The organism is Flavobacterium glaciei, assembly GCF_003350545.1.
Taxonomy (GTDB): domain Bacteria; phylum Bacteroidota; class Bacteroidia; order Flavobacteriales; family Flavobacteriaceae; genus Flavobacterium; species Flavobacterium glaciei.
In genome coordinates, this window is sequence record NZ_QQBA01000001.1 from 383,591 (window position 1) to 410,347 (window position 26,757).

General features: G+C 34.2%; 27 protein-coding genes and 1 tRNA gene. 17 read left to right on the forward strand and 11 right to left on the reverse strand.

Translation table 11 applies throughout. From position 1 onward, the window contains the following. Positions 1-35: 35 nt before the first annotated feature. Positions 36-707 (reverse strand): hypothetical protein, encoded by a 672-nt coding sequence (locus tag DFR66_RS01845; protein WP_114753129.1) that lies wholly within the window; start codon positions 705-707, stop codon positions 36-38. 225 nt (positions 708-932) lie between these two features. On the opposite strand from DFR66_RS01845, the gene DFR66_RS01850 reads away from it, so the two are divergent. The 3 genes from DFR66_RS01850 to DFR66_RS01860 all read left to right on the forward strand — a co-directional run bounded on the left by DFR66_RS01850 (position 933) and on the right by DFR66_RS01860 (position 4,218). Then, the gene (locus DFR66_RS01850) at positions 933-2,960 is read left to right on the forward strand and encodes a M3 family metallopeptidase (RefSeq protein WP_114753130.1); all 2,028 of its coding nucleotides are present in this window, start codon (positions 933-935) and stop codon (positions 2,958-2,960) included. Between the two features lie 89 nt (positions 2,961-3,049). Beyond that, on the forward strand, positions 3,050-3,757 hold the full coding sequence (locus DFR66_RS01855; RefSeq protein ID WP_114753131.1) for a YqjF family protein: 708 nt from the start codon (positions 3,050-3,052) through the stop codon (positions 3,755-3,757). A gap of 5 nt (positions 3,758-3,762) precedes the next feature. After that, positions 3,763-4,218 carry an SRPBCC family protein gene (locus DFR66_RS01860; RefSeq protein ID WP_114753132.1) on the forward strand — a complete coding sequence of 152 codons (456 nt, stop codon included), beginning with the start codon at positions 3,763-3,765 and terminating at the stop codon, positions 4,216-4,218. Positions 4,219-4,356: 138 nt separating this feature from the next. On the opposite strand, the gene DFR66_RS01865 is transcribed toward DFR66_RS01860, so the two are convergent. After that, the gene (locus DFR66_RS01865) at positions 4,357-5,100 is read right to left on the reverse strand and encodes a UbiA prenyltransferase family protein (RefSeq protein ID WP_317048665.1); all 744 of its coding nucleotides are present in this window, start codon (positions 5,098-5,100) and stop codon (positions 4,357-4,359) included. 239 nt (positions 5,101-5,339) lie between these two features. Between DFR66_RS01865 and gcvP the strand changes: the two genes are divergently transcribed. The 6 genes from gcvP (at position 5,340) to DFR66_RS01900 (ending at position 12,818) form a co-directional block, all read left to right on the forward strand. Beyond that, positions 5,340-8,189, forward strand: a complete 2,850-nt coding sequence (gene gcvP, locus DFR66_RS01870) for an aminomethyl-transferring glycine dehydrogenase (protein WP_114753134.1) — start codon at positions 5,340-5,342, stop codon at positions 8,187-8,189. A gap of 284 nt (positions 8,190-8,473) precedes the next feature. Further along, on the forward strand, positions 8,474-9,532 hold the full coding sequence (locus DFR66_RS01875; protein WP_114753135.1) for a 3-oxoacyl-ACP synthase III family protein: 1,059 nt from the start codon (positions 8,474-8,476) through the stop codon (positions 9,530-9,532). A gap of 236 nt (positions 9,533-9,768) precedes the next feature. Beyond that, positions 9,769-10,323, forward strand: coding sequence for a class I SAM-dependent methyltransferase (locus tag DFR66_RS01885; RefSeq protein WP_114753137.1), 555 nt, complete (start codon positions 9,769-9,771; stop codon positions 10,321-10,323). A 59-nt stretch (positions 10,324-10,382) separates the two neighbouring features. Beyond that, a complete protein-coding gene (locus DFR66_RS01890; protein ID WP_114753138.1) occupies positions 10,383-11,231 on the forward strand; it encodes a glycosyltransferase family 2 protein in 849 nt (282 codons plus the stop codon). 79 nt (positions 11,232-11,310) lie between these two features. Then, entirely contained in the window at positions 11,311-12,060 is a 750-nt protein-coding gene (locus tag DFR66_RS01895) for an MlaE family ABC transporter permease (protein ID WP_114753139.1), read from the forward strand. After that, positions 12,057-12,818, forward strand: coding sequence for an ABC transporter ATP-binding protein (locus DFR66_RS01900; RefSeq protein ID WP_114753140.1), 762 nt, complete (start codon positions 12,057-12,059; stop codon positions 12,816-12,818). The genes DFR66_RS01895 and DFR66_RS01900 overlap by 4 nt, the downstream gene beginning before the upstream one ends. A 2-nt stretch (positions 12,819-12,820) precedes the next feature. Here the strand turns inward: DFR66_RS01900 and DFR66_RS01905 are convergent, their stop codons facing one another. From DFR66_RS01905 to DFR66_RS01915, 3 genes are read right to left on the reverse strand one after another with little or no spacing between them, the layout of a single operon-like run. Next, complete coding sequence (locus tag DFR66_RS01905; protein ID WP_114753141.1) at positions 12,821-13,423, reverse strand: SprT-like domain-containing protein; 603 nt, start codon at positions 13,421-13,423, stop codon at positions 12,821-12,823. A 26-nt stretch (positions 13,424-13,449) separates the two neighbouring features. Beyond that, positions 13,450-13,803 carry a four helix bundle protein gene (locus DFR66_RS01910; RefSeq protein ID WP_114753142.1) on the reverse strand — a complete coding sequence of 118 codons (354 nt, stop codon included), beginning with the start codon at positions 13,801-13,803 and terminating at the stop codon, positions 13,450-13,452. A 30-nt stretch (positions 13,804-13,833) separates the two neighbouring features. Further along, positions 13,834-14,511, reverse strand: coding sequence for an SDR family NAD(P)-dependent oxidoreductase (locus DFR66_RS01915; protein WP_114753143.1), 678 nt, complete (start codon positions 14,509-14,511; stop codon positions 13,834-13,836). 121 nt (positions 14,512-14,632) lie between these two features. Here DFR66_RS01915 and DFR66_RS01920 point away from each other — a divergent pair, with 121 nt between their 5' ends. Then, positions 14,633-15,202 (forward strand): GNAT family N-acetyltransferase, encoded by a 570-nt coding sequence (locus tag DFR66_RS01920; protein WP_114753144.1) that lies wholly within the window; start codon positions 14,633-14,635, stop codon positions 15,200-15,202. Position 15,203: 1 nt separating this feature from the next. Here DFR66_RS01920 and DFR66_RS01925 read toward each other — a convergent pair whose 3' ends face one another. The 6 genes from DFR66_RS01925 to DFR66_RS01950 form a co-directional block, all read right to left on the reverse strand. Continuing rightward, entirely contained in the window at positions 15,204-16,175 is a 972-nt protein-coding gene (locus tag DFR66_RS01925) for a M20/M25/M40 family metallo-hydrolase (RefSeq protein WP_114753145.1), read from the reverse strand. Between the two features lie 57 nt (positions 16,176-16,232). Further along, positions 16,233-16,880, reverse strand: a complete 648-nt coding sequence (locus DFR66_RS01930) for a hypothetical protein (protein WP_114753146.1) — start codon at positions 16,878-16,880, stop codon at positions 16,233-16,235. A 4-nt stretch (positions 16,881-16,884) separates the two neighbouring features. Further along, on the reverse strand, positions 16,885-17,934 hold the full coding sequence (locus DFR66_RS01935; RefSeq protein WP_114753147.1) for an ATP-grasp domain-containing protein: 1,050 nt from the start codon (positions 17,932-17,934) through the stop codon (positions 16,885-16,887). A gap of 22 nt (positions 17,935-17,956) precedes the next feature. Beyond that, the gene (locus tag DFR66_RS01940) at positions 17,957-18,667 is read right to left on the reverse strand and encodes an NRDE family protein (RefSeq protein ID WP_114753148.1); all 711 of its coding nucleotides are present in this window, start codon (positions 18,665-18,667) and stop codon (positions 17,957-17,959) included. After that, positions 18,655-19,143 (reverse strand): DinB family protein, encoded by a 489-nt coding sequence (locus tag DFR66_RS01945; protein ID WP_114753149.1) that lies wholly within the window; start codon positions 19,141-19,143, stop codon positions 18,655-18,657. The genes DFR66_RS01940 and DFR66_RS01945 overlap by 13 nt, the downstream gene beginning before the upstream one ends. Before the next feature lie 283 nt (positions 19,144-19,426). Continuing rightward, the gene (locus DFR66_RS01950; protein WP_114753150.1) at positions 19,427-20,566 is read right to left on the reverse strand and encodes an acyl-CoA dehydrogenase family protein; all 1,140 of its coding nucleotides are present in this window, start codon (positions 20,564-20,566) and stop codon (positions 19,427-19,429) included. An 88-nt stretch (positions 20,567-20,654) separates the two neighbouring features. Between DFR66_RS01950 and DFR66_RS01955 the strand changes: the two genes are divergently transcribed. The 7 genes from DFR66_RS01955 (at position 20,655) to DFR66_RS01985 (ending at position 26,601) form a co-directional block, all read left to right on the forward strand. Then, entirely contained in the window at positions 20,655-21,725 is a 1,071-nt protein-coding gene (locus DFR66_RS01955; RefSeq protein ID WP_114753151.1) for an anhydro-N-acetylmuramic acid kinase, read from the forward strand. A gap of 68 nt (positions 21,726-21,793) precedes the next feature. Then, a complete protein-coding gene (locus DFR66_RS01960; RefSeq protein WP_114753152.1) occupies positions 21,794-23,020 on the forward strand; it encodes a Glu/Leu/Phe/Val dehydrogenase dimerization domain-containing protein in 1,227 nt (408 codons plus the stop codon). Positions 23,021-23,231: 211 nt separating this feature from the next. Next, positions 23,232-23,936, forward strand: a complete 705-nt coding sequence (locus DFR66_RS01965; RefSeq protein ID WP_114753153.1) for a MotA/TolQ/ExbB proton channel family protein — start codon at positions 23,232-23,234, stop codon at positions 23,934-23,936. Between the two features lie 2 nt (positions 23,937-23,938). Then, a complete protein-coding gene (locus DFR66_RS01970; RefSeq protein ID WP_114753154.1) occupies positions 23,939-24,331 on the forward strand; it encodes an ExbD/TolR family protein in 393 nt (130 codons plus the stop codon). 28 nt (positions 24,332-24,359) lie between these two features. Further along, positions 24,360-25,160, forward strand: a complete 801-nt coding sequence (locus DFR66_RS01975; RefSeq protein WP_114753155.1) for an energy transducer TonB — start codon at positions 24,360-24,362, stop codon at positions 25,158-25,160. Positions 25,161-25,219: 59 nt separating this feature from the next. Further along, a complete protein-coding gene (locus DFR66_RS01980; protein WP_114753156.1) occupies positions 25,220-26,440 on the forward strand; it encodes a bifunctional folylpolyglutamate synthase/dihydrofolate synthase in 1,221 nt (406 codons plus the stop codon). Positions 26,441-26,526: 86 nt separating this feature from the next. After that, positions 26,527-26,601: transfer RNA gene (locus tag DFR66_RS01985), tRNA-Val, on the forward strand. Positions 26,602-26,757: the final 156 nt, after the last annotated feature.

Consider the following 26,757-nt stretch of genomic DNA (forward strand, 5'->3'; position numbering starts at 1 on the left):
ATGGAGCTTTTTTCAATTATTTACTTATAAAAAAGTTATTCCGCATCAACCGCAATTTCAAGTACTCCTCCAAATTCTGATGCAATGATATCGTCTTTGCTCATCCAATATTCAGAGGTCATAATCGTATAATTCACATTATCGGTGGTCTTCACATCCCATAAAATATCTTCGGCTTCTGGGAAAGGTGCGTTTTCCGACATTTGGCTGTCAAATAATCTTTTGATTAAATTACTGCCTGACAATCCGTTATTTAACAATTTTAAAATACTTTCTTTAGTCAATTCATTTTCATTTTTACCCTCAGCAGGAGCCAAGCTACATTCAATAATAGTAGCTTTTGCATTAGGAAAAGTACCATTGTACGCTTTAAAAAGCAATTGATTGATATGAAACAATTTTGCATGCAACCCAATTTCAGGATATTCTTCACAAACTTTATCTAAGAACATATCATTTGAAATTTGCTGAATCTGACCTTCATTCAAATCCTCTGCTAACTTATATTCTAACATTACAACCGCAGCGTCTCTAGCTTCAAAATCAGAAATTGCCATAAACAATAACTCTCTCAAGGTAGAAGGCTCAGCATCCGCTGCATCAGGATAATCAAACTTTTCTAAAAGTTCTATATAATCCTCATTTGTCCAATACTCCTCAACCTCATCAACAGTATTTGTTCTATTTATTGTAATTTGATAATCCATCTTTTCTTTTACTTTATTAATTTTTTCTCGATTGGTCTTTTATTAAATCAATCATTTTTTTACAATTTAAGGCTTTATTACCGCCAAACGAAATAAATAACATTTAAATAACAGTTTACAATCCGCTATTTAGATCTAAATCAATTCCGTCTACAACCTCATTTTTTTTATTAAATCCGTACCTTTGATATCTTTAAACATGGAATTATTTTATTATTAATACAAATGAGCATTTTAACACACCATTTCAATACAAAATATAACACTGCGCCTTTTTCGAAAATTAAAAATGAAGATTTTCTTCCTGCTTTTCAAAAAGGAATCGAATTAGCAAAAGCCGAAATCGATGCAATTGTACGAAATCCTATACAACCTACTTTCGAGAACACGATTGAAGCATTAGCGTTCAGTGGAGATGTTTTGGACAGAATCTCAAGTATTTTTTTCAACTTGAATTCAGCAGAAACCAATGACGAAATTCAAAAAATCGCTCAGGAAGTTTCACCTTTATTGTCTGAATTTGGAAACGATGTTCGTCTTAATCCTGATTTATTTGCCCGAGTAAAAACAGTATATGAGCAACGAGAAAAACTGAATCTCAATCCGGAGCAAACCACACTTTTAAACAAAAAATACAAAAGCTTTTCCAGAAACGGAGCCAATTTGCCAGAAGACAAAAAAAATCAATTGCGAGAAATCGACAAAGAATTATCAAAATTGAGTTTGCAGTTTGGCGAAAATGTTTTGGCAGAAACCCAAGCCTTTCAATTGCATATTACAAATGAATCCGATTTAGCCGGCTTACCTGAAGGAACAATCGAAGCTGCACGCTCTTTGGCTAAAAGCCAAGAAAAAGAAGGCTGGATTTTTACTTTAGATTATCCTAGTTATGTTCCGTTTGTAACCTACGCTGACAATCGTGAGTTACGTAAGAAAATGGCAATTGCTTTTGGTGCCAAAGGTTTTCAAAACAACGAATTTGACAATCAAGAAATTGTGCTAAAAATTGCCAAATTGCGTTTTGACAGAGCTCAAGTTTTAGGTTATGCCACACACGCTCATTTTGTGCTTGAGGAAAGAATGGCTGAAAGTCCGGAGAAAGTAAAAACATTTTCGAATGATTTATTAGAAAAAGCCAAACCAGCTGCTTTAAAAGAATTTGCACAATTGACTGCATTCGCAAAAGAGCAACACGGAATTGACCAATTAGAAAAATGGGATGGCGCCTATTATTCCGAAAAATTGAAGCAGCAATTATTCAACTTAGATGATGAAATATTAAAGCCGTATTTTCAATTAGAAAAAGTGCTAGACGGTGCTTTTGCTGTAGCGCAAAAATTATTCGGAATCACTTTTGAGGAAATTTTCGACGTGGATAAATACCACGAAGAAGTAAAAACATACGCAGTAAAAGATGAAGACAACCAACTGGTTGCTGTTTTTTATGCTGATTTCTTTCCAAGAAAAGGCAAACGCAACGGTGCTTGGATGACCTCTTTTAAATCACAATACATAAAAGAAGAAAGCAACGAAAGACCACATATTTCTATTGTGTGTAATTTTACAAAACCGACAGAAACGAAACCATCATTATTGACTTTTAATGAAGTCACTACTTTGTTTCATGAGTTTGGTCACGCCTTACATGGCATGTTAGCTAACACTACTTATCCAAGTTTATCTGGAACTTCGGTTTATTGGGATTTTGTAGAACTACCAAGTCAGATTATGGAAAACTGGTGCTACGAACCGGAAGCATTAGCATTGTTTGCGTATCATTATGAAACTGGCGAAATGATTCCGATGGAATTAGTACATAAAATCAAAGAAAGTGCAAGTTTTCAGGAAGGAATGGCAACTATGCGCCAATTGAGTTTTGGATTATTGGATATGGGATGGCACGCACAAGACCCTTCGAATATCAAAGACATCAAAGCTTTTGAAACCGAACAGTTCGCAGCCACACAATTGTATCCTGAAGTAAAAGAAAATGCAATGAGTACTTCATTTTCTCATATTTTTCAGGGTGGCTATTCATCCGGTTATTACAGTTACAAATGGGCCGAAGTATTAGATGCCGATGCTTTTGAATATTTTCAAGAAAAAGGTATTTTCAATAAAGAAGTGGCTACCAAATTTAAGGAAAACGTACTTTCCAAAGGAGGAACAGAACACCCGATGATTTTGTACAAACGCTTCAGAGGACAGGAACCAAAGCCGGAAGCTTTGTTACGAAGAGCAGGATTACTATAGAAACATATTTATTGAAAACCCGAAGTAACAGGCTTCGGGTTTTTTAATAAACTATCAATACCGTTACAAAAATTTAAATCCAAGAAAAAATGAGTTTCTTAAAAGCAGAGTGGAATAATTTAGCCATGATTAATTATGAAGTTAATTCCGAAATTCTACAAAAATATGTCCCAAAGGGAACGGAGATAGACTTGTGGAATGGCAAATGTTATGTTAGTTTTATTGGTTTCTTATTTGAAAACGTTCGTGTTTTAGGAATAAAAATTCCTTTTCATTCTGATTTTGAAGAAGTCAATCTTCGGTTTTATGTGAAACGATTTGAAAACGGAGCCTGGAAAAGAGGTGCGGTTTTTATCAGCGAAATTGTTCCAAAATATGCGATTTCATTTGTTGCTAATACATTTTACAACGAGCATTACCGAACTTTGCCCATGAAACATACTCTGAAAGTTAATGAAAACTCTCGAGAATTTATATACCAATGGAAGGTTAACAATAATTGGAATACCATTCAGGTAGCAACACAAAAAAATCCCATTGCAATTGAACCCGATTCTGAAGCTGAGTTTATTACGGAGCATTATTTTGGCTATACCAAAATCAATGAAAACGAAACTTTTGAATACCAAGTCACCCATCCCAGATGGCAACAATATGAAGTGACTAAAAACGAATCCGTGATTGATTTTGAAGGAGTTTACGGAGAAGAATTTGCATTTATTAAAGATTTAAAACCCACTTCTGTATTTCTTGCCATTGGCTCGAAAATTACAATTGAAGACAAACGAAAATTATAATTGTAATGACCAGAATAAAAATTCGGACTCAAATAAAGGCACCTATACAAACTGTTTTCGATATATCCAGAGACATTGATGTGCATCAAAAATCTGCCAGTCGTACAAACGAAATAGCCATTGACGGAGTCACTTCCGGTCTAATCAATTATAACGAAACTGTAACTTGGCGCGGTAAACATTTTGGTTTTTACCTAACACACAAAAGCCGAATAACCGCTATGAATCACTATGATTATTTTGTGGATGAAATGGAGGAAGGAAAATTCAAATCTTTTCGTCATGAACATATTTTTTACAAAAAAAATGGATTAACCATTATGAAAGATAAAATACATTACGAAGTACCTTATGGTTTTTTTGGAGAATTATTTGATTTTTTGTTTCTAAAAAACCACATGATTAATTTTATTCTCGAAAGAAATAAAGTATTGAAAATGCTGTCTGAAAGCAAGCCGTAAAACCCGACACATCGCCTAAATAAAAGCCCAAACTATTTCAAAAAGGCGCTGAAATTCTCTTTAATCAACAGTGGAAAAATATCCTATTCACCAAATTTATATTTTTATTGGTGAACGTATTCACCAATTAAGTGCTTTTTAAAATAACAACAGCAACAGCCACCAAGCTATAGGAATGCTTTCTACCCAAAAAGAAGTGTAATATTTAGAGCGTTTTTCATTGGCGAAAGCCAGAAACAAAGCTACTAGAATAGCAATTGCAAAAATCAATAACAATTGAAGCGATAAGAATTGCAAATTGAGAATGCCATTGACATTGCTATTGAAAAGTTCCAATACACAAAAAATTATCAATAAAATGTATCCCAGATTTTTCGTGCGCTTCACTCCTATTTGTTGCGGAACGGTTTTAAGATGCGGATCATCATTTGTCAAATCAATGATTTCAAAAATTAGAACCAAGACAAAAATCAGAATAAAACGTTGCAAACATTTTAGATAAAAGTCCGAAGAAATCAGGATACCCGAATCTAAAATTGGCAATCCTAACGTTACGCCTACCCAACACAACGCCACTATATGAATCTTTACTCCTGCCCAGTTTCTTGCATTTTTTTTATTTGGAAAAAAGGGAAGCGTGTACAGTAATGTGACACTCAAAAAAGCTATTGCAACAATCTGAGTAATGCGTTCCAGTTGAAAAAAATAAAATCCAACCAAAATAAATGACCAAAAACTGAACAAAGTAATTGCTTTAAGTTCCTTTCGCATCTTTATTTTTTTGGCTCGAGCCAAAGCGTCATATTTTACAAAATTATATCCTACAATAGTACCAAAAAAAGCGAAGTTAGCAACTGCATCACCTTCTGGAATGTGGAACATATGTTGAGTCATTAGCACTAAGGCATAACACGACAAAGCCACGTGAATACTACTATTTATATAAAAATTGAATATTAGTTTAAAAAACCTCATTAGACAAAATTAATCAAAGTGTTAATAAGAACGGCTTTTAGTTGAAAAATTCACAGAAAATCAAGTTAAAAAAGGCAATTAATAGCATATTAATATTTAATTTTACAGCCTTTAAAACTAGAAACACACAACCCATTTTATATACAATGAAAACAGACGCTTTTGCATTAAGACACATTGGCCCAAGAGAAAATGATCTAGAACACATGTTGAAGACCATTGGAGCAGGATCACTGGAACAATTAATTCAGGAAACGATTCCAAGTGATATTCGTTTAGAATCTGACTTAGATTTAGAGCCTGCAATGACTGAATATGAGTTTGCAAATCACATCCAAAAATTAGGAAATAAAAATAAAGTTTTTCAATCTTATATTGGTTTAGGATACAATGCAGCTATTATTCCCGCGGTGATTCAAAGAAATGTTTTTGAAAACCCAGGGTGGTACACTGCCTACACACCGTATCAAGCCGAAATTGCTCAAGGTCGTCTGGAAGCTATTTTGAATTTCCAAACCATGGTTATCGAATTAACCGGAATGGAAATAGCCAATGCTTCTTTATTGGACGAAGGAACTGCTGCAGCAGAAGCTATGGCATTACTTTTTGATGTTCGTTCACGTGACCAAAAGAAAAACAACATCAATAAATTCTTCGTTTCTGAAGAAATATTACCTCAAACATTATCTGTTTTACAAACACGCTCTACTCCAATAGGAGTAGAATTAGTAGTTGGAAATCATGAAACATTCGATTTTTCATCAGAATATTATGGAGCAATCCTACAATACCCGGGCAAATTTGGACAAGTTCATGATTATTCTGCATTTATAGCTAAAGCTGCTGAAAACGAAATAAAAGTTGCTGTTGCCGCTGATATTTTGAGTTTAGTCAAACTTACTCCTCCAGGAGAAATGGGCGCAGCAGTTGTACTGGGAACTACACAGCGTTTTGGAATTCCGTTGGGTTATGGCGGACCACACGCAGCTTATTTTGCTACAAAAGAAGAATACAAAAGAAGTATGCCGGGAAGAATCATAGGCGTAACTGTTGATACTGATGGAAATCGGGCTTTACGTATGGCGTTACAAACCCGCGAACAACACATTAAACGTGATAAGGCAACATCAAATATTTGTACGGCGCAGGTTTTATTGTCTGTTATGGCAGGAATGTATTCCGTATATCATGGTCCAAAAGGATTGCAATACATCGCAGATAAAGTACATGCATCTGCAGCTACATTAGCAAATACATTAGAAAAATTAGGCTATCAGCAAACCAATACCGCTTTCTTTGACACTATAGTTGTAAATGCTGATGCCAAAAAAGTAAAAGCGATTGCTGAAGAAAACGAAATTAATTTCTATTACATAGACGACAATACGATTTCAATTTCTTTAAATGAAACGACGAGTATTGCTGATTTAAATAAAATTGTTGGTGTTTTTGCTTCCGCAAATGGCGCTTCAGTAAACACTATTGAAAGTTTATCAGAAACCATTCATTTTCCTGAAAACATAAACAGAACATCAACGTTTTTACAACACGATGTTTTCAACAAATACCATTCGGAAACCGCTTTGATGCGTTACATCAAAATGCTGGAAAGAAAAGATTTAGCATTGAATCACTCGATGATTTCACTAGGTTCTTGTACCATGAAACTGAATGCAGCTTCAGAAATGTTGCCTTTAAGTATGGCACAATGGAACAACATTCACCCGTTTGCACCACTTGACCAAGCGCAAGGATACCAAGAAATGTTAACTAAATTAGAACAACAGTTAAATGTTATTACTGGTTTTGCCGGAACTACTTTACAACCTAATTCAGGAGCTCAAGGAGAATATGCCGGATTAATGGTGATTCGTGCGTACCACCAATCAAGAGGTGATCACCATAGAAATATTGCTTTAATTCCATCATCGGCTCACGGAACAAATCCGGCATCTGCAGCAATGGCTGGAATGAAAGTTGTGGTTACAAAAACATTGGAAAACGGAAATATCGACGTAGAAGATTTACGTGAAAAAGCACTTTTACACAAAGACAATCTTTCATGTTTGATGGTTACCTACCCATCAACTCATGGTGTTTTTGAAAGCGCCATAAAAGAAATTACACAATTAATCCACGATAATGGCGGACAAGTATATATGGATGGTGCGAATATGAATGCGCAAGTTGGATTAACAAATCCTGCAACTATTGGTGCTGACGTATGTCACTTGAACTTACACAAAACATTTGCTATTCCTCATGGAGGTGGTGGGCCTGGTGTAGGACCAATATGTGTAGCGCCACAATTAGTTCCATTTTTACCAACAAATCCTGTAATTCCAACTGGTGGAGAAAACGCCATTACGGCAATTTCTGCTGCACCATGGGGTTCTGCTTTGGTTTGTTTAATTTCCTACGGTTATATCTGTATGCTTGGTGCTGAAGGCTTAAAAAAATCTACTGAATATGCAATTTTAAACGCAAACTACATTAAAGAGAAATTAAACGGTCATTATGATACGTTATATTCTGGAGAAATGGGTCGTGCAGCACACGAAATGATTTTAGAATGCCGTCCATTTAAAGAAAAAGGAATTGAAGTAACTGATATTGCAAAACGATTAATGGATTATGGTTTTCATGCTCCTACTGTTTCTTTCCCAGTTGCAGGTACTTTAATGATTGAACCTACTGAAAGTGAAAACTTAGAAGAATTAGATCGTTTTTGTGATGCCATGATTGCTATCAGAAAAGAAATTGAAGCAGCTACATTAGACAATCCAAATAATGTATTAAAAAATGCGCCACATACTTTGATGATGGTAACAATTGACAACTGGAATTTTCCATACACTCGTGAAGCAGCAGCATTCCCATTAGAATACATTACCGAAAACAAATTCTGGCCTACTGTTCGTAGAGCAGATGAAGCGTACGGTGACAGAAATTTAGTTTGTTCCTGCGCTCCAATTGAAGCCTATATGGAAAGCTAAATTATAACTTAAAATGTCTCGAGAAATCGGGACATTTTTTTTAGTTTTAAAAACAAAAACTTTATTAAACTTATTAATTAAAATCTTTAAAAAATAAAATCATAATTTTTGATTAATAGATTTATGAAATAAAAATCACATCAAAACTTACAATTCGTAACGAAATAATCAATATTTTTGCCAATAAACTATTATTTCATAATTATATGCACGCATAGTAAATTTTGTGAGTGTAGTAAATTTTTAATGATTAAATTAGCATCAAATTTTGGAAATTTAACGCAATGAAAATAAAAATAGCTGGAATAGGAAGCTATATTCCTAAAAAAAAAGTAAGTAATACTGACTTTGGCGAACATGTTTTTTTGAATGAAGATGGAACCGCATTTGGTTATCCTAACGAAGTCGTAATTAAAAAATTCAAGGGCATCACCGGAATTGAACACAGGCGATATGCTGAAGATCATTTAAATTCATCTGATTTGGCTTTTCTTGCTTCTCAAAAAGCAATTGAAAATGCTGGTATCGATCCAGAAACAATCGATTACATAATATTTGCACACAACTTTGGCGATGTAAAACACGGAACAATTCAATCCGATATGCTTCCGAGTTTAGCTACTCGCGTCAAAAATAAATTACAAATAAAAAATCCAAGATGTGTCGCTTACGATATTCTTTTTGGATGTCCAGGCTGGATTGAAGGCGTACTTCAAGCCAATGCATTCATCAAATCAGGAATGGCAAAACGCTGTTTGGTCATTGGTTCAGAAACACTTTCTAGAGTTGTAGATGCGCATGACAGAGATTCGATGATCTATTCTGATGGCGCTGGCGCCTCTATTATTGAAGCTTCTGATGACGAAACAGGAATGCTAGCTTACGAAAGTGCTACCTATGCTAATGACGAAGCTAATTATTTATTCTTTGGAAAATCATACAATCCTGACTTAGATCCTGATACCCGCTACATAAAAATGTACGGACGAAAAATCTACGAGTTTGCATTAAGCCAAGTGCCTGCAGCTATGAAAAACTGTCTTGACAATAGTGGATTAGGTATTGATGACGTAAAGAAAATCCTTATCCATCAGGCCAATGAAAAAATGGATGAAGCAATAATACAGCGTTTTTACAAATTGTACGAAAGACCTGTTCCTAAAGACATCATGCCTATGAGTATTCACGAACTGGGAAATAGCAGTGTGGCAACCGTTCCAACTCTTTTTGACCTACTAATTCGTGGACAAATAGAAAACCAATCCATACAAAAAGGGGACGTTCTAATCTTTGCATCCGTGGGAGCTGGAATGAACATTAACGCATTTGTTTACAGATATTAATTTTTAGAGGAACACAACAATCAGGAGCTAATCCGGCTGTACACTTCAATTCCTCACTACAAAACTTGTTTTTATAAGGTGCAAGAAAGCTTCTTTTAGTCGCTTTTTGCGCCTTTAAATAACTACATTTTGAAGCTCCGGGATTTTCATTCCCATCCGGGCTAAAAAACAATGCCCAAAAACACATTTATTACTATATTTGTGCCTTCGTGCCCATGCGGCAAAATCAAAAAAACATGTACGAAAAAACGTTTCCCAATAAAAGATTCAAACATACTTTAGAATTTCTAAAAAAACACGTCTCCACTTCAGAAACCATCCTAGATTTAGGCGTTGAAAATCCTTTTTCTAAAATCATGAAAACCGAGGGATTTTCAGTGACAAATACAACTGGAGAAGACTTAGACAAAGACCAATCTGTTTTTTCATCACAAAAAAAAGATGTGGTAACCGCTTTCGAAATCTTTGAACATTTATTAAATCCATACACCATTTTAAGCGAAATAAAATCAGACAAACTTTTTATATCTATTCCTTTGCGTTTGTGGTTTTCACCAGCATATCGCAGCAAAACCGATATGTGGGACAGACATTATCATGAATTCGAAGATTGGCAATTAGACTGGCTTCTAGAAAAAACAGGTTGGAAAATAATAGACCGCGAAAAATGGACAAATCCTGTTAAGAAATTTGGTCTTCGTCCTTTATTGAGAAAATTTACCAATAGATATTATATTATTTACGCTGAAAAAATCTCAACCCCAACACTTCCCGAAGGAAAGAGAGCCTAGACTCTACAATTTTTAAGCATAGAATTTTAGCATCTTAGAAACTTAGTCCCTCAAGAAAAATGAATTATTATATTGTTATTCCGGCACATAACGAAGAAGCTTTTATCGCTTTAACTTTAGACTCTCTGCTTTCTCAAACTGTTTTACCAAAAAAAGTAGTGATAGTCAATGACAATTCGACGGATAAAACTGCAGAAATCGTTACCGCTTACGCTAAAGATAATCCGTTTATCACTTTAGTAAACAAAACTTCAAGCGCGATACATTTACCGGGAAGCAAAGTAATTCAGGCGTTTCTTAAAGGTTTCGAAACACTTGACGAAAATTATGATGTGATTGTAAAACTAGATGCAGATTTGATTTTACCCAACAATTACTTCGAAACTATTTTAAATATTTTCAAAAAAGATTCAACAATAGGGATGGCTGGCGGATTCGCTTACATCGAAAAAAATGGCGAATGGATTCTGGAAAATCTTACTGATAAAGATCATATTCGTGGGGCATTCAAAGCGTATAGAAAAGAATGTTTCCAACAAATAGGGAATTTAAAACCTGCTATGGGTTGGGACACGGTTGATGAATTATTATCAAAATTTTACGGATGGAAAGTCGTTACCGATGCTTCATTGATTGTAAAACATTTAAAACCAACTGGAGCTAATTACAACAAAACGGCCCGTTATAAACAAGGAGAAGCGTTTTATACTTTAGGCTACGGATTTACTATCACTTCCATAGCTTCGGCAAAACTGGCATTGATGAAAAAGAAACCGCTACTCTTTTTAGATTACATCAAGGGTTTTTGGAAAGCTAAAGCGGCTAAAACTCCTTTGTTGGTTACAACAGAACAAGCAAAATTCATTCGTAACTACCGCTTGAAGAAAATGAAAGAAAAGCTTTTTTAGCGTTATAAACCAAAAAACAGCAGAATCAAAAGGGATAACTCCTAACAATTTTTGTAATTTAGCCCATATTCACAAATCTATGATGCTCATTCGCTATATAACGCAAATAGGAAGATACTTCCTAATGCTTAAAGAAATTTTCAATAAACAGACGAAATGGTCCGTAATGAAAAATCTAATTTTTAAAGAAATTGATGATTTGGTTATCGGTTCTCTTGGTATTGTTGCCTTCATTTCCTTCTTCGTTGGAGGAGTTGTTGCCATTCAAACAGCTTTAAATTTAACTAATCCTTTGATTCCAAAATACCTTATTGGTTTTGCTACGCGACAATCGGTAGTATTAGAGTTTGCTCCTACTTTTATCTCCGTGATTATGGCGGGGAAAATGGGGTCATTTATCACATCCAGTATCGGAACAATGCGGGTTACGGAACAAATCGACGCCTTAGAGGTTATGGGAGTAAATTCCTTAAACTACCTTGTATTCCCTAAAATAATAGCCTTGTTATTATACCCGTTTCTGATAGGAATCGCAATGTTTCTGGGAGTTCTAGGAGGTTGGATGGCTGGTGTCTATGGCGGATTTATATCAAGCGCTGAGTTTATAAATGGAACCCAAATGGACTTTATTCCGTTCCATATCGTTTATGCTTTTATCAAAACATTAATTTTCGCAATGCTATTAGCAACAATCCCTTCTTTTCATGGCTATTACATGAAAGGTGGAGCACTAGAAGTGGGTAAAGCCAGTACTGTATCCTTTGTGTGGACATCGGTTTCCATAATACTTTTCAATTATATATTAACGCAGTTGTTACTAGGATCATGATAGAAGTAAAAAATATAGAAAAATCATTTAGTGGAAATAAAATTCTTAAAGGTATTTCAACGGTTTTTGAAACTGGAAAGACAAATTTAATTATTGGACAAAGTGGATCTGGAAAAACGGTCTTACTTAAAAGTCTTTTGGGCATTCATACACCAGAATCTGGAACTATTTCATTTGATGGCCGAATTTACTCCGAATTAAATCCAGATGAAAAACGAGAATTGCGAACTGAAATAGGAATGGTTTTTCAAGGAAGTGCTTTGTTTGATTCCATGACTGTGGCTGAAAATGTTGGATTTCCGTTACGAATGTTCACCAAAGACAATAATAAAAAAATTCAGGAGCGTGTAGACTTTGTATTAAAAAGAGTAGCTCTAACGGATGCACACAAAAAATTACCATCTGAAATTTCAGGTGGAATGCAAAAACGCGTTGCTATTGCGCGCGCTATTGTAAACAATCCCAAATACTTATTTTGTGACGAACCTAACTCTGGTTTAGATCCCAATACAGCTATTTTGATTGATAATCTTATTAAAGAGATAACTGAAGAGTACAACATCACAACCGTTATCAATACGCATGATATGAACTCTGTGATGGAAATTGGAGAGAAAATTCTATTCCTGAAAGATGGTTTGAAAGCGTGGGAAGGAAACAAAGAAGAAATTTTTAGAACCGATAATGAAGCTGTTGTCGCCTTCGTTTACTCTTCTAATTTATTCAAAAAAGTACGAGAAGCATATTTGAAAGAGTAAAACTAACTGGATTTCAACAATTCAACCTCAGCGTTAGGATTGAATAAATAAGTCTTTCCAGAACTTATTTCGAGGCATTCAAAACGCTTAGTTCTTACTGCAATTTTCTTAAAAATCTTTCCGTTTTGGATACGAAAAACACTACCGTACGGAATTTCGAACACATAATTTTTATCATTTTGTTGGTCAAATTGTTTCAAGGCTAAAGCTAATGTGGCATCAGTATCGCTACTGGCTGTGGGATTTTTGAAATGCCTCGCTAATAATGGTAGCAAATGATTTGGGAAAATTTCTGGCCGAATGAAAGGAATCATCAATCGTTGAAAAGAATATTTCCACTCGTTTCCATGCGGCTTGATGTTTCGCCCGAACTTTTCAAACGCAACTAAATGAGAAATTTCATGAATCAACGTAATCAAAAACTTGTATTTATTCAGATTTGAATTTACCGTGATTTCATGCTTTCCACTTAACCCTTTTCGATAATCCCCATGACGCGTCTGACGCTCGTTTACAATCTTAAGGTGCACTTGATTGGCAACAATAAGTTCGAAAACGGGTTTTACCGCATGCTCTGGAATGTATCTGGCTAAGGTTTCGCTCAAAGTAGTTATGAGTTATAAATTATGAGTTATGAGTTTTTCTTTGAGGTCATTATAATACTTCGTATAATTTTCAAAACTTCATTATTTTGTTGGTAAATCGATTCGAATTCTATCTCTGAAATATATTTGGTTTCTTTTAAAAGTTCTAACCAATAAAGAGATTCATCACATTCTTTCTGGGCTATTGACAACTTATGAATAAAGTCAGGCTTGCTTTGCGCATTTACAGCTTCACGGACATTTGCACCAACAGAAGTAACTGAACGCAAAAATTGTTTACTCATAATATATTCTTTCTTTTCACCGACCAAGTATTTATAAAAATTTACACCTCTAATTGCCAACTCAAAACTCTTTGTTTTTACAATACTTTCACTCATAATTCATAACTTAAAATTTATAACTCCCGGTTACGGATTCGTAGAAGAAACTTGCAAAACTTTCCCGTTGAAAAACTTATTTCCAGTCAAAGTAAAATCATAAATATAATTGGCCATTTCACCCGCTGATATTGGCGCTTGATAGCCTGGAAAAGCTTCAGCCAGCATTTCTGTTTGAACAGAACCCAAAGCTAGGACATTGAAAGAAATTCCACGCTCCTTATATTCCTCAGCTAGTAACTCTGACAACGTAATAACGGCTCCTTTACTCGAACTATACGCTGCCAATCCGGCAAATTTTAAACTTCCCTGAATTCCGCCCATTGAACTAATCGTCACCACATGGCTTCCATTTTGTAGATAAGGAAGGCAAATTCGAGTCAAATTAGCAACTCCAAAAACATTGACTTTATAAATATTTTCGAAATCTTCCTGAGTAGTTTCTGAAAAGGGTTTCAACAATAAACTTCCAGCGTTATGAATGACTGCATCTATTTGTTTCCAAGACTTGGAAAGAAAATCAGTTACTTTTACTAATTCGGATTCATCGGATAAATCAACAGAAAGACAGGTGATATTTTCGTTTCCTAATAAAGCTTGAGGAATTTTTCTAGAAAGGGCTAAAACTTGGTGTCCCGCCTTAGCAAATTGCAATGCCAACTCAAATCCTATTCCCCTACTCGTTCCTGTGATAATGATATTTTTCATGTAGCAAAAATAAACAAAAACAGTAAAAAAGTAATGCTTTACTCAAAGGATTGTAGTCACAATAAAAATTATATACTCTTATAAAATTTCTTAATTTTGGATACATCCAAATTATCACAACATGACAGAAAGCATAAAGTTCGAAACAGCAAAAATGAATGACATAGATGGTGTATTGGCATTACAGGATTTGTATCTAGTAGCTAATTTATCCGAAGAAGAAAAAGCTTCGGGTTTTGTTACCACACCATTTACTATTGAGCAACTAACAGAAGTTATCAATCAAAACAACTTATTTATTGCTAAAGACCAGAACAAAATCATTGCTTATATTTTTGCAGGAAGTTGGGATTTCTTCAAACAATGGCCCATTTTCGATTACATGAGTTCCTTATTTTCGGAACTGACATTTTTAGATTTTGACATCACCACTACCAATAGTTTTCAATACGGTCCCATTTGTATTCACAAAGAATACCGAGGAAAAGGATTGATAACACCACTGTTTGAATTCATGAGAACACATATGTTACTGAAATATCCATTGGCTTTGACATTTATTAATAAAATAAATATCCCTTCCACAAAAGCGCACACCGAAAAACTAAAATGGACTATTATTGGAGATTTTAAATTCAACAATAATGAATATTTAATTTTGGCTTACGATATGACTCAGGCCGTTTCTTAAACTATTTTAGCATTATAATTTCCTTAGTTGGTGTGTTTGCCATTTTAGTCACAGCTGGCAGTAATTCCTGAATGAAAGAAGTCATGTGCGGAATATCCATAGCACTGAAATCGTCCGAAACATGGTGATAAAACTCAAAGTTTTCAAAATCGAACGTACTTACGGACTGGCAAGGCACTTTAAAAAGTTCGTAGAAAGAATAGTTATCTGACCTGTAAAATAATTTGTATTCGGCTTCTTTTGGCAGAAAACCAATCGTGTTTTTTCCAGTATACTCGTTGATTTTACCTGCCATGTTCGACTTATCAAAACCAGTAATATATGCTAGATAATCTCTTTTCATTGGCACGCCAATCATTTCAATATTAAACTGGGCATATAATTTAAAATCTTGTGCTTTCAGTTTTTTGGCTAAATGTTTAGAACCCAATAAGCCTTTTTCTTCGCCTGTAAAAAACACAAAAAGAATGCTGCGTTTATTATTTCTTGCGGTACTGAAATATTTTGCCATTTCAGCAACAGCAGTCGTTCCTGATGCATCATCATTAGCACCATTGTTTATAAAATCACCATTTACTCCTTTTTTATCGAAACCTATATGGTCGTAATGAGCACTTAGAATTATATATTCATTTTTTAAAACTGGGTCATTTCCCTCCACTACACCTACAACATTAAATGCCATTTCTTTAAAAGTTGATAACGTATCACGATACGATTTGAAATACGGTTTTACATTATTGTCTTTGAAAATTTGTTCTAAATAATCCGCAGCTTTTACCATTCCTGCCTTTCCGGTTTCTCTCCCTTCTAGTTCATCTGAAGCTAAATATTTTAATGTTTTGGCAACATCATTTTCTTTTACTTTATATGCAATAGACATCGGTTCATTTGTTGGAGTTTCAGTACCAACTGAAGAAATTGGTTTGCAGCACAAGAAAAGAAATGGAAGTAACAGAAAAACTTTTTTCATAATTAAAGCGGATTTGTAGTTTGTAAAAAGATATGATTTAGTGTTATACTTATTTATTCAGACTTTTTTATGATAATATTTTTTATATACTTTAACCATTTGAACAACAGCTAAAATCACAAAAAATAACGGAATCACAATAGGAATTACATATTTAGAAAAGCTGGTTGTGTTTTGATCCAATGTATTCAATATTAAAACTAAACTCAACATTCCCATAAATGTACCTATTAAAGTCCCTGCAATATAAAACAGTTTGAGTTTATTTACAATGGAAATGTAATTCCCATTAACTAAATACAGATTCCATCCGGTCCAAAATGGTACTTGAAGAAAATTAATAGCACTCAAAAAAACACCAATCAGAAAAGGAGAATACATCGCATATTTATCTAAAACATTTTGCTGTTCTATTGTTTGATTTCCACTAGCATAAAAAGAAAACCCAATAATCAACAGAAAGAAAACGGCAAAAAAATCAATAAATTTCATAAGTTTTTTATTATTGACCAGTTGCTTTGCAAAAATTAAAGTGAAATAAATCACAAACATCTCCACGAAAATTACTCCCAATAAAAAGAACACCAAGCTGTTCATTCCTAACCTTGAATAAATTTCAAAACCTATAACATTCAAATATCCTAATGGTATGGAACCAATAAAGCTCACTAAAAAACCAACAAAAATGTTCTTTAATGCCTTCATGATTTTAGAAATTTACAATTTTATTGCTTTGTTCAAGGTGTAATCTGTATTCCTTCATGCCGTCTTTATGCAGTAAATATGTAACACCATTTTTATGGTTTGCGACACTTATTTCATACATATAGGTTATGTGACGTGCAAGTTCTTTCCAAGCAAAAAACAAAGAATGTTTTGGATCATAAATATGTGTAGGCTCACTTCCTGCGCCATTTAACTCTACAACTGAAAAATTCAATCCTTGCTCTAACTCCGTTATAGTATTATACATCACATCTAATCTGCCAAAGTAGAAACCCGGAATCTGCAAACACATTTCGTTGATAGTTTCCGTCAATTTTGGAGTTATCCAATGACTTCCATCAATGAATTTTGCGCCTCGTGCATGATTCCCATAAGGTACTAAATTCAATTTTTCTCCTTTTGGGAGAACATCAAGCAGTTTTTTGCCATACTCCTGTTTCAAAACCTTTAATTGCAGTTCGTATCGCGGATTTTCTTTAATTAATTCTTCAACGGTTGAGAATCCGTTTCCAGTAATAATCAGAAATTCTTTAGAAACTATTCCTGTAATTCTACCTGCTTTTTCATGAGGATAACGCACGTAAAAAATCCCAACTTCATTCTCGTAAGGAATTAAATCTTGCACTACATAATCGAAATTCGCTTTTTCAGCATATTCTTTTAAATCTTGAACAGTATTGATTTTTTTGACTCCAGATCCTCGCAGTCCAATATCTGGTTTTGCAATCAAAGGATATTTTATTTTAGCTGCTTCAATCACATTTAAAATTTCTTCAAGAGCAGTTCCTTCTTTAATTAATTCCGTTTTTGGGTAATACTTTTGCGGAATCAAATTGTAGATTTCTTTTTTGGACTCCATCATAAAACCGCCATTTTTTATGGTTGGATTAGAGGCATTAAAGAAAAAAATTGATTTTGCCTTGATGGCATAATAGGACCAAAGAAAATAAATAGGGATATAAACAATCTGGAAAGGCCAGTATTCCCAATGGGTAATTTTATGAAAAAATAGTTTGCTTTGCCTGTTCGTCATAACTCGGGTCAATAAAATTTCTTTAAACGGTAATAAATGAGGTCGAAAAATCCTGATTAGCAATCAAATCGTAATGCAATATCGTTACATTATTTTTTTTTATTACTGCTTGTGTAATACTTAATGTTTTCATCTCGTTATTTCTATTGATGACCAAGCCGTTTTCATCATTTTCTTCTTCAGTATAGCGATGAAAATCGTGCATTTTTGATTCGGAAATTTCAGAATTTCCTTCCATAAAAGTATGAAACCATTCGGCACGTTTTTCTCGAATTGATAAGGAATACAAAGTCGAGGAAGACCAGATATGATTTTGATGAATATCCAAGGGCGTTGTTTCCTTTTTATTTCCGTTCCAGCGCAATTGAAAAAGAGCATTGTTTTGAAATAAAACTAATGTAAAAGGTTCTATGTTATCCAAATCAATTTCTGTCCAGAAATCCTTTGGCGATAAGCTGCTAATTAAATCTAAAACAATAAGTCCACGACTTTTTCGATATGGAAGTTGCACCTTATGTTTTTCATCGGCTCCGTTTAACAAAACTAAAATTGCACCTTCATCATTAGCTACAAACCAAGTCCCACCTGCTTTTGAATCTTTTGGAAAAATAAGATTTTTTCCGTTTATGGTATAATTTCTTGGCGGTATTGCACTTGGTCTTCCTGTTTTTTCATCCCGATTCGATGTAATGATAATTGTATCATTCTTTGCTACAAAACTTACTGTGCACATTGATTTTTATATTCTATGGTAGATCGGGCAACGCCAAAATTAGGATCAATTGTTACTGATTTACATTGCAAAACTGCAACTTTTATAAGCGCCTGATGATGAATACAATGCTCTAGATTATAGAGTAATTCTCTTAAATAGTTGCTTTCAATTCGGATTTCCTCACCATCAATAACTTGCAACAAATCAATTTTTTTATTTTCTTTTTCTAGATTTTGTTGAATCAATAAAATATTTTCAATAGCAGAAACAGTGTCTGTTTGAATACGAATATTTCGTTCTCTTTTGTCATAATTCACAACTCCTGAATCATATTGATTTTCTAAACACTGAAACATCTCAATAATATGTCTTGTATGCTCTCCAATAGTTGCATTACTCAATTCCGCACAAAAACTGGAGTATTCTTTTTGAGATAATTGCTTCAGCAAATCTATTAGTTCTTTTAAACTATTATTAATGGAAGGTATTAGCATATTTATACTTTAATTCAACAAATTCAATACATTATTTCTATCCTAAAAAACTTAGGTCACACAACAAAGAAAGTCAAATAGAGGCAAAATAAAAAATGCGCTACCCTCATTTTTTCTTCATTTTCAAGTACAAACAAAGGAACAAAAATTGCAATCACTTTCTTAAAATCAACTAATACAAAATTCTTTAAATTAAAAAAGATTCTTTTCGTAAATGTATTAAAAAAACAAAACCCTTTCTAACCGAAATTAGAAAGGGCTCAAACAACTATTTTTAGTTTATCTATGAAACTAATCCTCTCGAAATTACTATTCGTTGTATTTCTGAAGTTCCTTCATAAATTTGAGTGATTTTAGAGTCACGCATCATACGCTCCACATGATATTCAGCTACATATCCATTTCCACCGTGAATTTGAACAGCCTCATTAGCTACTTCTAAAGCAATTTCAGAAGCGTACAATTTAGCCATCGCTCCAGAATGTGCAATGTCCTTACCTTCATCTTTTTCGCAAGCTGCTTTCATCACTAATAATTTTGCAGCAGTAACCTTTACGTACATATCAGCTAGTTTGAAAGCAATGGCTTGATGATTGAAAATTTCTTTTCCGAAAGCTTTTCTCTCATGCGAATACTTTAAAGCGATTTCGTATGCTCCAGTTGCTATTCCTAACGCTTGTGATGCAATTCCAATTCTTCCGCCGTTTAAAACATTCATTGCAAAAGCAAATCCAAATCCGTCCGCACCAATTCTATTTTCTTTAGGAACTTTTACATCGGTAAACATTAAAGAATGCGTATCGCTTCCACGAATTCCCATTTTCTTTTCTTTTGGTCCAATATCAAATCCAGCCCAACCTTTCTCAACGATAAAAGCATTGATTCCTTTGTGCCCTTTTTCAATATCAGTTTGAGCAATTACAATGTAGGTTGAAGCAGTTGACCCATTTGTAATCCAGTTTTTTGTACCATTAAGTAAGTAATAATCTCCTTTATCAATAGCCGTAGTTTTTTGCGAAGTTGCATCACTTCCTGCTTCAGGTTCTGACAAGCAAAAAGCGCCAATCACTTCTCCTTTTGCAAGTGGTACTAAATATTTCATTTTTTGCTCTTCATTGCAATATTTTTCAAGACCAGCACAAACTAAAGAGTTATTAACCGACATGATTACAGCGGCCGAAGCATCTACTTTAGCAATTTCTGTCATTGCCAAAACATAAGAGATACTGTCCAAGCCAGACCCACCATATTTAGGATCTACCATCATCCCCATAAAACCTAAATCGGCCATCATTTTCACCTGCTCAGTCGGAAATTTTGAATGTTCATCACGCTCAATAACACCCGGTAATAATTCTGCTAATGCAAAATCTTTGGCAGCTTGCTGAATCATTAAATGCTCTTCGGTTAAATTAAAATCCATATTTTTATTGTAAATTAATTGTTCTTAAATTTGTCCACAAAAGTAATTATTAAATATCAGAATTCAAACGATTTCGTAAATTTAGCCTATGTTTAAAGAAAAGTATAATACAATAGGAGTCATGTCTGGAACTTCGTTGGATGGCGTAGATTTGGCACACGTTGTTTTTACTGTAAAAAACAATAAATGGGAATTCGAAATCTTGGAATCTGAAACAATTCCTTACACGCCCGATTGGTTAAACAAACTAAAAAAAGCAATTGATTTTTCTGAAACTCAATTAAAAAAAATAAACCAAGACTACACGCAACTTCTGGCTACGATTATTTCAAATTTTATTAAAAAAAAAGACATAAAAAACCTAGACGCCGTTTGTTCTCATGGCCATACTATTTTGCACCAACCTCAAAACGGATTCACACTACAAATTGGGAACCTATCTGAAATTGCAAATTTGATCAATCAAACCGTAGTTTGTGATTTTAGAGTTCAAGATGTACACCTTGGCGGTCAAGGTGCACCTTTGGTTCCTATTGGCGACCGAATTTTATTTTCTGAATACGATTATTGCATGAATTTGGGTGGTTTTTCGAATGTATCTTTCGAACAAAATAATAAGCGAATCGCCTTTGATATTTCGGCTGTAAACACCGTTTTGAATTTTTATGCCAATCAACTGGGATTCGATTACGATGATAAAGGTAGTATTTCAAGGTCTGGAATTTGTAACTATGATTTATTACAAGAATTAAATGCTTTGGATTTCTACCAAAAAAAATATCCTAAATCATTAGGTTTCGAATTTGTAAAAGATACAATTTTGCCTCTAATCGAAAGCTACGTGATTCCTATTGAAGACAAATTACACACTTTTACAGAACATGTGGCTTTGCAAATTGCTTTGGCTTTGCCCAATAAAAAAGGAAGTGTTTTTATAACTGGCGGTGGAGCTTACAATGATTTTCTTATCGAGAGAATTCAATATCATTTACCAGAAATGAAAATGATAATTCCGTCTGCCAAGATTCTGGAATTCAAAGAAGCATTGATTTTTGCATTACTTGGCGTTTTAAAATTACTTGGAGAAATCAATGTATTGAGTAGTGTTACAGGCGCAAAAACAGATCATAGCTCCGGCATGATTTATTCTCCAAAATAAAATTAAAAAATACATATTTCACATTATTCTATTTTTTATATTTGCCAAAATTAAACATATCGCAACAAATGAAAGATTTATTAAAGAAATTCGAAAATAAAGAACCTGAAATAGTTTTCCATTGGAAAGATGCTGAAACAGAAGCCGAAGGATGGACGGTCATCAATTCGCTTCGTGGTGGTGCTGCCGGTGGTGGAACTCGTATGAGAAAAGGGTTGGATATGAATGAAGTTTTGTCTTTGGCAAAAACAATGGAAGTTAAATTTTCGGTTTCTGGACCTGCCATTGGCGGAGCTAAATCTGGAATTAATTTTGACCCAAATGACCCAAGAAAAAAAGGCGTTTTACAACGTTGGTACAAAGCAGTTTCTCCATTATTGAAAAGTTATTATGGTACCGGCGGAGATTTGAATGTTGATGAAATTCACGAAGTAATTCCGATGACAGAAGAATGTGGTGTTTGGCATCCGCAAGAAGGTGTTTTTAACGGCCACTTCAAACCTACTGAAGCTGATAAGATTAACAGAATTGGACAATTACGCCAAGGTGTAGTAAAAGTGATTGAAAACTCAAGATTTTCTCCTGATGTTTCTAGAAAATACACTATTGCTGATATGATTACCGGTTATGGCGTTGCCGAAGCTGTGCGTAATTATTATACCATTTATGGTGGAGATGTAAAAGGAAAGAAAGCAATCGTACAAGGCTTTGGAAATGTAGGATCTGCTGCTGCATTTTACTTAGCCGAAATGGGCGCTAAAATAATTGGTATTATTGACAGAGATGGAGGATTAATCAACGAAGAGGGATTCTCTTTTGAAGAAATTAGAGCTTTATTTCTTGCCAAAGACGGAAATAAACTGGTTGCCGAAAACATGATTCCTTTTGAAGAAATCAATCAAAAAATATGGACCATTGGTGCTGAAATATTCACTCCTTGTGCCGCTTCCCGATTGGTCACTCAATCACAAATTGATAGCTTAATTGCAAATGGTCTTGAAGTAATTTCTTGTGGTGCGAATGTTCCTTTTGCAGACACAGCAATCTTTTTTGGTCCAATTATGGAAAATGTTGATCATAAAGTGAGTTTGATTCCTGATTTTATTTCTAATTGTGGTATGGCTCGTGTTTTTGCTTATTTCATGGAAAAGAAAGTACAAATGACGGATGAAGCTATTTTCCAAGATACTTCAGAAATCATCAAAAAAGCTATTGAGAAAGCACATGCTTTAAACCCAAGTAAAACAAATATTAGTGCTACTGCTTTTGAAATCGCATTAAAGCAGTTAACATAATATTTCTCTGTTTGTAAAATCAATCTTATTGCTTTTAAATTTATAATTAAAAGTCAGTTTGATGCATCCTGTTAGTAACAAATGCATAAAACTGACTTTTTATATGGTTTAAAAGTAACACCCCAAACAAAACCTTCTCGTTAAATATTTTATTCTAAGTAATTAGCAATTTTTATAATATATTAGCGTTTTCATACCAAATAAAATTTCTATGAGTCTATTGTTACAAGCGGATACCTTATCCGTTGCACAAGAAAGTTTAGCCGATACAGTTCCTGTTGAAAAAACTTTATCTATTATTGAGCTATTAACTAGCGGAGGATTAGCAGGTCAATTAATAATGATTTCATTATTTCTGATGTTTTTTATTGCTTTATACCTCTATTTTGAGCGTCTAATGGCCATCAATGCAGCTTCAAAAGTTGACATAAACTTCATGGGACAAATTAAAGATAACATCAAGAATGGTCGCATTGATAACGCAAAAATTATCTGTGCTCACTATAAATCCCCTGTAGCACGACTAATCGAGAAAGGAATTTCAAGAATAGGAAAACCACTTGACGATATCAATACGGCAATTGAAAATGCTGGAAAACTGGAAATTTATAAATTGGAAAAAAATGTAAGTATGCTTGCGACTATATCGGGAGCAGGACCTATGACAGGATTTCTAGGAACAGTTGTAGGAATGATTCAGGCGTTTCATAAAATGGCTAGCTCAGGAGGCCAAATCGAAGTAGGCGCACTTTCTGAAGGGATTTATACCGCTATGACAACAACTGTTGTAGGCTTAGTTGTTGGAATTATTGCATATGTAGGTTACAACCATCTTGTAGTAAAAACAGACAAGATAGTTCATCAAATGGAAGCTAATGCCGTTGACTTTTTAGATTTATTAAACGATCCAGCATAATCATGAATTTAAGAGGAAGAAATAAAGTTAGCGCAGAATTCAATATGTCATCCATGACGGATATTGTTTTTTTGTTACTGATATTTTTTATGCTGACATCTACAATGGTGACAACAAATGCACTAAATTTAGTTTTACCAAAAGCAAAAGGAAAAACAGACAGTAACAAAAATATCTCCGTGAGCATCAATAAAAAATTAGAGTATTTTATTGACAAAGAACCAGTTTTAGAAACTGAATTAGAATCAAAATTACTAATCCTGTTCGCTGGTGACAAAGAAAAAGGTATCGTTTTAAGAGCGGAAGAGGGTGTGCCAATTGAAAAAGCAGTGAGTGTTTTAGACATCGCAAACAGAAACCAAATTAAAGTAGTTTTAGCAGTAAGACCTAAATAATTTTAGCGCAAATCAAGATTTATTCTAAATGAAATATATAGAAACAAAAGAAGAAAAAAAATCATTTGCAATCACATCAATTATTTTTGTGATCCTTTTTATTTTGTTTTTTTATTTAGGATTAACCTCTTTAGATCCACCTCCAGAAAACGGTATCGCCATCAACTTTGGTACTACCGAGTATGGATCAGGAGAGGTACAACCTACAGAAACTATACAATCAGCTCCTGAAGAGACCGCAGCACAAGAAACTGCTTCTAGTACTGACGATGATCTGCTATCACAAGATATTGAAGAAGCTGTGGTTATAAAAGAAACCAAAAAAAAACAACCTACGAAGGAAACCGCCAAAGAAATTGTTAAACCAAAGCCTAAAGAGAATCCAAGACCTTCACAAAGCACCTCAGATGCTTTGTCAAGTATTTTGAATGGCCCAAAATCTGACGGAAAAGCTCAGGGTGGGCAAGGTAATGATAATACTCCTGGAGATAAAGGAAGTCCAAACGGCAATCCTTATGCCAACACCTATTATGGCACAGGAAGTGGAAGTGGCAATGGAAGTGGCTGGGGTCTAAATGGCCGAAGCATAAGCTCCAGAGGCAAAGAAGTGCAAAAATGCAACGAATTTGGGACAGTAGTAGTTCAGATTACAGTGAACAGAAATGGAAACGTAATTGCCGCCAAATACACTAAAGGTACAACAAACACCAATCCTTGTTTAATTGAACCTGCATTGGCAACTGCCCGAAAATACAAATGGTATGCTGACCCAAAAGCTCCCGAAACGCAAATTGGTTTTATAACTGTTAATTTTAAAATAAGCGAATAAACGGCACGATAAATAATAAAAACTCAAGTATCTTTGAGTTTTTATTATTTAAATACTTCATGAACTACCAGGAAACCATAAATTGGATGTTTAATCAACTCCCGATGTACCAACTTCAAGGAGCTTCGGCATATAAAAAAGATTTAACCAACACGCATTTGCTTATCGCACATCTTGATAATCCGCAAGAAAAAATAAAGTGCATTCATGTAGCGGGAACCAACGGGAAAGGCTCTACTTCGCACATGTTGGCATCTATTCTTCAAGAAGCGGGTTATAAAGTTGGATTGTACACTTCACCCCATTTAAAGGATTTTCGAGAACGTATAAAAATAAACGGAAAGAATATATCCGAGGAATTTGTTACAGATTTCATAAATAAACACAAATTTTTTTTCGAATCGAATGACATGAGTTTTTTCGAAATGACCGTTGGTTTAGCCTTCGATTATTTTGCAAAAGAAAAAGTAGACATCGCAGTTATTGAAGTGGGAATGGGCGGACGATTAGACGCCACCAATATCATAACTCCATTAGTTTCAGTTATTACTAATATAGGATTGGATCATACTCAATTTTTGGGAAATACATTAGAAGCCATAGCCTTTGAAAAAGCTGGAATCATTAAAGCCAATATCCCGATGGTCATTGGAGAATATACTCCTGAAACAAAACCTGTTTTTTTGGTTAAAGCCAAAGAATGTAATTCGGAATTTTATTTTGCTTCTGATTTAATTTCAGAAACCTACCCTTCTGATTTAATTGGTGACTATCAAATACATAACAAAAAAACAGTATTACAAACCATTTCCGTTTTAAATAATCAGAATGAATTTAAAATCACTCTCGAAAATACAAAATCCGGTTTATTGAATGTGGTAAAAAATACCGGACTTCAAGGTAGATGGCAGCAATTAAGAGAATTTCCAAAAGTTATTTGCGACACAGCACATAATAAAAATGGGATAGAAATTGTTTTGAATCAAATCCAAAAAGAAGACTTTCATACTTTACACATCGTTTTAGGAGTTGTAAATGACAAAGATTTAGATGAAATCCTGCCTTTATTCCCTAAAAAAGCAATCTATTATTTCTGTAAGCCAAATATTCCTCGCGGATTAGATGTTGTAATTTTAAATCAAAAAGCAGCATCTTTCGAACTAAAAGGCGAAGTATATAATTCTGTTTCAGAAGCTTATCAAAAAGCAATCGAAAACGCTGCAAAATCTGATTTTATATACATTGGCGGCAGCACCTTTGTAGTTGCAGAAATTTTATAATTTTTTTGTTTTTTACTTGCAAATCTAGAAAAGTGGCGTATATTTGCACACGCAATAACGGAAACGAAAGTAACTAAATTGCATTAGGGCGATTAGCTCAGCTGGTTCAGAGCACCTCGTTTACACCGAGGGGGTCGGGGGTTCGAACCCCTCATCGCCCACAAAAACTCCATTAGAAATAATGGAGTTTTTTTATGTCTAATAGTTTATGGAACACATCACGGATCAATCCTAAAACCTGTGGGGAAGCAAAAATTAAGCATAAATATTAGTTAGCCTAAAAAGGAAAAACGCAACGTTTCTAACGCCTCTAAATT